The organism is Hymenobacter koreensis, assembly GCF_039541855.1.
Taxonomy (GTDB): Bacteria; Bacteroidota; Bacteroidia; order Cytophagales; family Hymenobacteraceae; genus Solirubrum; species Solirubrum koreensis.
The window spans coordinates 785344-791343 of record NZ_BAABHA010000010.1 but is presented as its reverse complement, the minus strand read 5'-3'; the positions used below and the strand labels follow the sequence as shown (position 1 = coordinate 791343).

The window sequence follows — 6000 nt, the reverse complement described above, 5'->3', positions numbered from 1 at the left end:
ACTCCGCCTGCAACTTACTGGCTCGTTTTTCTTTAGCCCCCAACCAATTCCCAAACACGCTCTAAAGGTTAAATAGTTCTTGACTTTACCTTGGCCCCTATGAACTACGACTTCTATGCCAGCAAGGAAGACAAGCTCGCGCTGCTAGATTACTTATTCGATTCAACTGACTTGCTGATTTACGATTTGGCCTCAGAGCCCGGCAAGGAAGTTTGTGTATACACCAATACCGACGAGGTTTTCCGCAAATTCGGAGCACTGTACGGCGCTATCTTTAGCCCAACATTTCAGCTCTGGTCGCCTCGCTTTGGAGCAATGCCCAGCTTTAGGCGAATTGAACTGAACCCGGACCGCTGCGAAGGGCAAACATTTCGCTTTCAGACGCAAGGATGGGGGTTAATCCAGCTTTACTTCGGTCGGCAGTTTCCACAGGAGTTGGAATACACCCATATCGGCCATTTCAGCGAAAGAAGCGCCAAAGGGCATGAAGGAAACGAATTGCTTTCGATGGGTGCAGTTGCGGATTGGAATTGGCCAGAAATAACCAGCACAGCTCGGAAGCTTAAACACCTACTTCATGCTAAGTGGGCCGTCGATAAAATCGGAAGTACGGGCGTCCTGCCTGGTGCAGCTGCTTGTGAGCGAGAAGGAGTCTTATTAAGGTTAAGAAGATAGTACCAACTTAACACCGGTTAATTAGAGTCCAAACCAGCATAAAGTATGAGGTTGAGACTGAGGTGCATGGCAAAAGGGACCGTGCAACCAACTTTCAAACTCCAGAGTTACTTCCCCGAAACCGCGCATAATTCCCCAGCAGCGCCCGAATATTCTCCGCCCCCACGGGATTGGCCGAATGCACGTTGAAGCGCTCCACCAGCAACTCCTGTTCCACCAGCCACTTGGCGCAGTCGTAGCCGCTTTTCCGCTCGCAGTTGCGAACCTCGTCCCAGCCCAGGTCGTGGTCGAAGGATATTTCCGCCGGCACGCCCAGCCGTTCAATCGTAGCCACAAACTCCTCGAAACTGCGCACAATTAGCCAGCCGCTGCCGCGGGGTGTGCGGATGTCGTCGAGGTATAGCTTGTAGGAGGAAGACATGGCTTAAAAGGGAAAGATATTATGCCCGATGCTTAGACACATACCTGCTGCTTGTCGTTGAACGGTACGCTCAAACAGGACGGCAGCGACGCTCGGGATGCAAATATGTGTTTCTACAAGCTACCGGCGGCCCGCAGACTTGTTGCCCCGGCCCAAGCTATATACGCGCAGCTTTCTTCCTGCGAAACCGTTTGGCATTGGCGACTTTGCAAGCAGCTTCTTGCGTTTCCCCAACAGACTTAGTTATTCAATCAAGCCCGCTCACCGGTTCCGGGCTGGTGGTTAGGGGGTACCCGACAGCGGTTCTCTGGTCATAATTTGTGTTAGAAAGTGGGTTCTAGCAAGACCAGACTTAATGCCAACCGGCTTATTTCGGAAGCCCTGAGGGCAGCACAAGATTCCCTAGTAACCAACTCAACGGCCCGTGCCTGCAATCAACCGGCATGTCACCAGCCGTAGGGCTAGTTCCCCACGGCGTACGTAATGCCGCCCATCACGTGCTGCATGAACAGTGGCTCTGCAAAGCTTTCCGCGGTGTGGCCGCCCGCCGTGTAAAAGGCTCGGCCGCCATCGTAGGTGTGGTACCAGGCAATGGGGTGGTTGGCGCCCATGTTGCCGCCGGTGTACGTGCTTTCGTCGAGGTTGGCCAGCACCTTAAGGCCGGGGTGCAGGTTACGGAAGTTATACCACTCATCGGTACGCGTCCAGGCATCGGGCAGGACCGCTGTGGCCGGATGCGCTTTGTCAACAACCCGCACGGTAGCCTGCTGAATGGCAGGGTGGTCGTTGAAATACGCACCCACCAGCCCGTTGTACCACGGCCAGTCATACTCGGAATCGGTGGCGGCGTGAATGCCCACGAAGCCCCGCCCCGAACGAATGTATCTTTCAAAGGCCGATTGCTGCTGCGGTGCCAGCACGTCTCCGGTAGTACTCAGAAACACCACGGCGGCGTAAGGCTGTAGCCCGTCGGGGGTGAAGCGGGCTGCGTTGTTGGTGGTATCCATTTGAATACCGTTAGCCGAAGCCTTCTGCCGAATGGCCACTAAACCCGCTGGTATCGATGCATGGTAATACCCGCTCGTTTTATAGAAAACGAGTATTCGCGGCTCGGCTTCCTGCACGGGCTCTACCGAAGGACTGGAGCAGGCAAGTAGGCTACCCAGTAAGCCGAACGCAAACAAGACCTTCATGGCGGAAAATCAAGAGGAAGAAGCCGGTAGCAGGCTCCGGATGCCGCTGCTTACAGCCGCACCGTTTCGCTCCGCACAAACGTGCTCAGCAAGGAGTGCAGGTCTTCGTCGCCGTTATCGGAGAACGAGGCGAGGTAATGCGGGCTGCGCGGGTTCATGTATCCCGTCAGGTGGCGGTAGTCTTCGGCTGCCACGCTCATAAACCCCATCGACCAATCCGAAAAATGGCGCTTCTCAATGGGGCCGTCGGCTAGCTTCACAATGTTGCTGTGGCGTACATCCCGGGCTATTTTCCTGAAAATGTACTGTACTTCGTCAGCCGAGCCTTCCAGTACCTGCAAAATGTCACCGTCGCTGTGCAGCAGTACCCCGGTCAGGCCGTGGGCTATATTCCAGGCCCGGCTTTCAGCCAGGATGGATTGTAGTTCCTTTTCACTCAGGGGTTTGGAAGCTGAGCTCTGGTACACCAGATGGTAAAGAGTAGAGTGGCCCATACGCAAAGGGTTAGGAGGAAAGCGCGGCAAGCTCAACTTACGGAATCGAGCGGAAAAAGTATACAGACTAGAGGCAGAATACAATGCGGTTACCGCGCACCCACCTCGCGCCTGAGCCTCTGGCCGGTGCTTGCGGAAGCGTAGAAGTGTGGCTAGAAACTCCCGTATAGCTCCCTATCTTTGTTCTCCATAATCCGCAACCTTCCCAACTCTTCTATATGAAGTTCATCGTTTCGTCTTCGGCGTTGCTCAAGCAGCTCCAGAGCATTAACGGCGTGGTTACCAACAACCCCGTCGTGCCCATTCTGGAGAACTTCCTGTTTGAAATCGAGAACGGGAAGCTGACCATCACGGCCTCCGACCTGGAGACCAGCATGATTACCGAGCTGCCCGTGGAGGCCCGCGAAAGCGGCCGCATTGCCGCCCCGGCCCGCATTCTGCTCGATACCCTCAAGAATCTGCCCGATCAGCCCGTGACGTTTACCCTCGACGAGGAAACGTACGGCATCGAAATCAGCTCGTCGAACGGACGCTACAAGCTGGCCGGCGAAAACGCCACCGACTTCCCCCGCGTGCCGGTGGTAAAAGGCTCGTCGCCGGTGGAAATTCCGTCGTCGTCGCTGCAGCGCGCCATCAACAAAACCATCTTCGCCGTTAGCACCGACGAGCTGCGCCCCGCCATGACCGGCATTCTGGTGCAGCTAGCCGATAACCAAGCCACCTTCGTAGCCACCGACGGCCACCGCCTGCTGCGCTACCGCCGCCAGGATGTAGCCGCTGGCCAAACCGCCAACCTCATCATTCCGCGCAAAGCCTTTAACCTGCTGAAAGGCGCGCTGCCCTCCGAGGCCACGCCCGTGCGCATGGAGTTCAACCAGAGTAACGCGTTCTTCTCCTTCAACCAGATGCGCCTCGTGTGCCGCCTGATTGACGAGCGGTACCCCGACTACGAAAACGTTATTCCGGTTTCGAACCCCAACAAACTCATCATCGACCGCTCCGCTCTGCTGAACTCGGTGAAGCGCATTGCCATTTACTCGAACAAGACCACTCACCAGGTACGCCTGCGCCTGGCCGGTTCCGAGCTGACCATTTCGGCCGAAGACCTCGACTTCAGCAACGAAGCTAACGAAAAGCTGCCCTGCCAGTACGACGGCGAGGACATGGAAATCGGCTTCAACGCCCGCTTCCTCACCGAAATGCTCTCCAACATCGACTCCGAGGAAATTACCCTGGAGCTGAGCACGCCCAACCGCGCTGGCCTGCTCATGCCCACCTTGGCTGAGGATAACGAAAACATCCTCATGCTGGTAATGCCGGTAATGCTCAACAACTACGTGTAATCAAGCGGCTACGTACCTCATTTGTCATCCTGAGCACCGCGAAGGACCTTTTCACGTCAGCTAAGTAATGACCTTCATCCGGGGTCGTTCGCTCCTGATGAGGTCCTTGCCGGTGCTTAGGATGACAGCTTTTTTAGCCCGTTTTTTCTTTTTGTTCCTTCGTCAGACGCCCTTCAACCGTCTTTTCTGACCCATGAAAAAATCCGAAATCCGCTTCAGCATTGCCCTCGATGAGCAGAAGATTCCCGAGGCTATTAGCTGGAGTGCCACCGACGCCGGTCCCGATATTCACTTTGCCAAAGCCCTGAATATCTCCATCTGGGACCGGGAGCAAACCGGTACCATGAAGATTGACCTCTGGACCAAAGACATGCCCGTGAACGAGATGAAGCGCTTCTACGTGGACATGATTGGCTCGATGGCCGAAAGCATCATCAACTCTACTAACGATGAGTTCATGGGCGCCAAGCTACGCGCCGTAGGCCGGGAGCTGGCCAACCACCTCGAGAAAGAAGAGAAGGGGCAGTAGAACTACCCCCAGTTAAACAAAAAGCCCGCCCTGCTTTTGCAGGGCGGGCTTTTTTATGTGCCGACAGGCGAAACTACTTAGCGGCCACGAGGAGCCGGTTTCGCGTCTTCTTTGGTTTGACTAATGGTAGCACCTTTAGCACTAGCTGGCAGCGGATTCTGCACCGCGTTTACGAGCATAATGTCGCCCGATTGCATAGCGTAGTTCTTATCGAAAGCGTAGTACGTGGCGCGGTTGCCGTAGTAAGCACTGTACTGGTCAGTGGTCAGCACGTTGCGCAGTTCCTGGTCGCGTTCCTTACACACCCCTTTGCACTGCTCGTCCACGAGCTTGTTGTTGCCGGCGTATTTGGCCTCAATAGCAGCCATTTTGGCCACTTTATCGGCGTTGATAGCACGCAGCTTGGTGGTCTGGTAGTTATTCAGGCGCAGCTCGCGGGCCATCTGGTTCGAGAGGCGGTCGGCGCGTTGCTGCACCACAGCTTTCTTGGCGGGAGCTTGCTGCGCGTAAGTGCCAAGGGTAACGCCTACCGCCAGCACAGTCGTTGCAATTAGGTTCTTCATCGTCGTCAAGGCAAGTATGGTTGAGGGCTCGGGGCCACTGAATCAAGTTACTGCTGGCTGCCTTAGCATCCAACGCCCTATTGTAACGAAAAAGTATGCCAAGCAGTTCGGGTTCGAAGCTGTATGGATGCCCTTGATGAAACTAAAGCGGCTCAATTGAAGCCCTGAAGCGCTTTTTTTGCCATTGCTGGAAGTGCCGAAAGCCCTTTAGAACTTGTTTTTCCACATCATCGACTCCACCGGCTTGTTGGTTCGCTCGTTGTATTTGGCGTTCGGCTTGCGGTTGTAGTAGTTCTGAACAGAGCCCTCTACGGCGAAGTAGATGAGCTGCCCGATGGGCATGCCGTGGTAGATGCGCACGGGCTGCGTCACCGAAATTTCCAGCGTCCAGGTATTGCAGAACCCCACGTCGCCCTTGCCGGCCGTAGCGTGAATGTCGATTCCCAAACGCCCCACTGAGCTTTTTCCTTCCAGGAACGGTACGTGAGCGTGCGTTTCGGTGTACTCCTCGGTTACGCCCAGGTAGAGGGTTTCCGGCGTCAGCACGAAGCCTTCCTCGGGTATTTCGAACACGTCGATTTCGTTGTGCTTGCGCGCGTCCAGAATATGGTCGCGGTAGGTGGCCAGGTAGCGGCCCAGATGCACGTCGTAGGAGTTGGTGCCGAGGCAGGCGCGGTCGTACGGTTCGATGAGGATGGTGCCGCGTTCGATTTCGGCCAGAATTTGCTCGTCGGTGAGAATCATTGGGTATGCTGAGTGAGAAAATGCTGAGAGGCAACGGG

The 6000-nt window shown here is 55.5% G+C and carries 8 protein-coding genes; 3 read left to right on the top strand and 5 right to left on the bottom strand.

The window, feature by feature from the left end; translation table 11 throughout:
* Positions 1 to 99: 99 nt before the first annotated feature.
* A complete protein-coding gene (locus ABD903_RS17435; protein ID WP_345226413.1) occupies positions 100 to 675 on the top strand; it encodes a hypothetical protein in 576 nt (191 codons plus the stop codon).
* A gap of 94 nt (positions 676 to 769) precedes the next feature.
* Here ABD903_RS17435 and ABD903_RS17430 read toward each other — a convergent pair whose 3' ends face one another.
* From ABD903_RS17430 to ABD903_RS17420, 3 genes are all read right to left on the bottom strand, one after another.
* Positions 770 to 1096, bottom strand: a complete 327-nt coding sequence (locus tag ABD903_RS17430) for a cyclic-phosphate processing receiver domain-containing protein (RefSeq protein WP_345226412.1) — start codon at positions 1094 to 1096, stop codon at positions 770 to 772.
* Between the two features lie 461 nt (positions 1097 to 1557).
* The gene (locus ABD903_RS17425) at positions 1558 to 2289 is read right to left on the bottom strand and encodes a ThuA domain-containing protein (protein ID WP_345226411.1); all 732 of its coding nucleotides are present in this window, start codon (positions 2287 to 2289) and stop codon (positions 1558 to 1560) included.
* A 50-nt stretch (positions 2290 to 2339) separates the two neighbouring features.
* Positions 2340 to 2783, bottom strand: a complete 444-nt coding sequence (locus ABD903_RS17420) for a BLUF domain-containing protein (RefSeq protein ID WP_345226410.1) — start codon at positions 2781 to 2783, stop codon at positions 2340 to 2342.
* Between the two features lie 218 nt (positions 2784 to 3001).
* On the opposite strand from ABD903_RS17420, the gene dnaN reads away from it, so the two are divergent.
* Positions 3002 to 4126 (top strand): DNA polymerase III subunit beta, encoded by a 1125-nt coding sequence (gene dnaN, locus ABD903_RS17415; protein ID WP_345226408.1) that lies wholly within the window; start codon positions 3002 to 3004, stop codon positions 4124 to 4126.
* A 193-nt stretch (positions 4127 to 4319) separates the two neighbouring features.
* Positions 4320 to 4655, top strand: a complete 336-nt coding sequence (gldC, locus tag ABD903_RS17410; protein ID WP_345226407.1) for a gliding motility protein GldC — start codon at positions 4320 to 4322, stop codon at positions 4653 to 4655.
* A 77-nt stretch (positions 4656 to 4732) separates the two neighbouring features.
* Here gldC and ABD903_RS17405 read toward each other — a convergent pair whose 3' ends face one another.
* Together ABD903_RS17405 and dcd are read right to left on the bottom strand one after the other, a co-directional pair.
* A complete protein-coding gene (locus tag ABD903_RS17405) occupies positions 4733 to 5218 on the bottom strand; it encodes a hypothetical protein (RefSeq protein ID WP_345226405.1) in 486 nt (161 codons plus the stop codon).
* A gap of 207 nt (positions 5219 to 5425) precedes the next feature.
* A complete protein-coding gene (gene dcd / locus ABD903_RS17400) occupies positions 5426 to 5962 on the bottom strand; it encodes a dCTP deaminase (RefSeq protein WP_345226403.1) in 537 nt (178 codons plus the stop codon).
* Positions 5963 to 6000 lie beyond the last annotated feature (38 nt).

Coding starts and splice junctions, on each gene's coding strand:
- ABD903_RS17435 (WP_345226413.1), top strand. CDS start 100: ATGAACTACGACTTCTATGCCAGCAAGGAAGACAAGCTCGCGCTGCTA.
- ABD903_RS17430 (WP_345226412.1), bottom strand. CDS start 1,096: ATGTCTTCCTCCTACAAGCTATACCTCGACGACATCCGCACACCCCGC.
- ABD903_RS17425 (WP_345226411.1), bottom strand. CDS start 2,289: ATGAAGGTCTTGTTTGCGTTCGGCTTACTGGGTAGCCTACTTGCCTGC.
- ABD903_RS17420 (WP_345226410.1), bottom strand. CDS start 2,783: ATGGGCCACTCTACTCTTTACCATCTGGTGTACCAGAGCTCAGCTTCC.
- dnaN (WP_345226408.1), top strand. CDS start 3,002: ATGAAGTTCATCGTTTCGTCTTCGGCGTTGCTCAAGCAGCTCCAGAGC.
- gldC (WP_345226407.1), top strand. CDS start 4,320: ATGAAAAAATCCGAAATCCGCTTCAGCATTGCCCTCGATGAGCAGAAG.
- ABD903_RS17405 (WP_345226405.1), bottom strand. CDS start 5,218: ATGAAGAACCTAATTGCAACGACTGTGCTGGCGGTAGGCGTTACCCTT.
- dcd (WP_345226403.1), bottom strand. CDS start 5,962: ATGATTCTCACCGACGAGCAAATTCTGGCCGAAATCGAACGCGGCACC.